The organism is Seonamhaeicola marinus, assembly GCF_008085455.1.
On sequence record NZ_VSDQ01000512.1, the window covers coordinates 1 to 540 of the forward strand.

Below are 540 nucleotides of genomic sequence, written 5' to 3' on the forward strand. Positions count from 1 at the left end.
AGAACCCCATTGTCTGAAATTAGCAATATCTTCTTTTTTATAGTTACCTAAAAGGTAATATTGTGCATACATTAAAGTAGATAAATGACCCGCATCCATAAAAAAACGGTCTCTAAATGGCCAAGTCATATCTGTTGGATCATAGTTAAAAAACTCAGAGTACAGTATGTGCATAAAATCTGCACCGCCCATTGGGCCTCCTGGGTGTCCTGAATTTGCTTTTTCTACCATTGCTACAGCTAAAGCTCTTATATTATCGGCCGCTTGCTGGTCTATTTGTTTATTCATTTTAATGTATGGTTAATTTACTATTTACTAACTCGTATTAATTTGTTTTTAACTAACTTAAATTTGAAAAGAATCAAGTTTTATTAGCTATAAAAATATTTTTTGCAAATATATAATCTTTAATTAGTTGAGGTGGCAAAAACACAATAATTTCATGAAAAAACACGAAACTGTTTACGTTGGGTTTTTTACACATAAAAAAAGCCTTTCAGTTTCCTGAAAGGCTTTCTCGTTGTACAGGCGGAGAGACTC

1 pseudogene is annotated in these 540 nt (G+C 32.4%); it reads right to left on the reverse strand.

The window, feature by feature from the left end:
• Positions 1–288: pseudogene (locus tag FUA24_RS08005) on the reverse strand (transketolase); the annotation flags it as partial.
• Positions 289–540: the final 252 nt, after the last annotated feature.